This is a genomic window from Chlamydiota bacterium (assembly GCA_016178055.1).
Lineage (GTDB): Bacteria > Auribacterota > JACPWU01 > JACPWU01 > JACPWU01 > JACOUC01.
Genome location: JACOUC010000003.1, coordinates 1 through 1,111, shown reverse-complemented (window position 1 = coordinate 1,111; position 1,111 = coordinate 1). Strand labels below are relative to the sequence as shown.

Here is a 1,111-nt window from a genome sequence, read left to right as displayed (position 1 = left end):
GGGTTGGATTAATCAGACCCGCGTTGGTTCGGGCTTAATAAATCAAGCCCCTACGACGAATGAAGCCGTTACATTCTGAAATAGGCAGGGAGCAAATGTAGACCCCTCTCCATGCATTCTGGTGTATCAATGTTGTTAATTTGTGCTGTTTTGGTATAATATTCATATGGAATTTGAATACGATTAAAGTCGATTTTGTACTCTTCTATTTTTACAGTCAGGGGCAAAAAGATCAGAATTATTTCGTGTCGAAGGAGTCGGGAGAAAGAAAGAGAGGTATACGATGAAAAATTTACTTAAGAAAATAACAACCAAGGAATTTGATCGTAAATTTAATGAAGGTGAGGATGTATCACAATTTCTGGATGCAAAGAAAGCTATTGTTACCAAACAGATTCACAGGGTGAATGTTGATTTTCCTTCTTATCTACTGAAACGGCTGGATGAAGAGGCTCGAAAAATGGGGGTTGCACGTACTGCCTTAATTAAGGTATGGCTGGCCGAACGGCTGGGGTTGGGGCTATGAAATCATGAAACTAATGTCAGGTTTTATGGAGATGGTCCTAAGATATTTGTAAAAATGCTACAATTACTTTCGTAGAAATAAAACAGGGAGGTTTTTATGGGTATAACGCAGGTCACGGCCGCTGTTCGTAATCCTTCAGATGCTAGCCGCTTTTGGGAAGGTCTTTTTCTTGTCGACACAGGATCTGTAGATTGCTTGGTTCCTGGAAAATATTTGAAGTCGATAGGGCTTTTACCTAGAGGACAAAGATCCTATGAGCTGGCTGATGGAACGGAAGTAAAATTGGATATCACGGTCGCCGAAATCGAATTCATGGGCGAGAGGGTGGGATCCACCGTTATCTTTGGAAAAGATGATGCTGAGCCTATCTTGGGCGTGACGGCTCTTGAATCTGTCGGAATTGAGGTAGACCCTAGAAATCAAAGACTCAAACGACTTCCTGCCGTTAGGCTAAAATCGCTGTAGTCATGAAAAACTCATCTAAAAAAATAACTTCTTTCCATTTAGAAATTTTAGATGTCAAACGTCGCCAGATGTTGACTTCGTTAGCTTTTTTAAAAGATTCATTCCACTTTTATCTGGCTG

2 protein-coding genes are annotated in these 1,111 nt (G+C 40.6%); both read left to right on the top strand.

What is annotated here, in order from left to right; all coding sequences use genetic code 11:
* Positions 1-304: 304 nt before the first annotated feature.
* Positions 305-526 (top strand): CopG family transcriptional regulator, encoded by a 222-nt coding sequence (locus tag HYS07_00350; GenBank protein ID MBI1869624.1) that lies wholly within the window; start codon positions 305-307, stop codon positions 524-526.
* Positions 527-622: 96 nt separating this feature from the next.
* Positions 623-991, top strand: a complete 369-nt coding sequence (locus HYS07_00345) for a clan AA aspartic protease (GenBank protein ID MBI1869623.1) — start codon at positions 623-625, stop codon at positions 989-991.
* Positions 992-1,111: the final 120 nt, after the last annotated feature.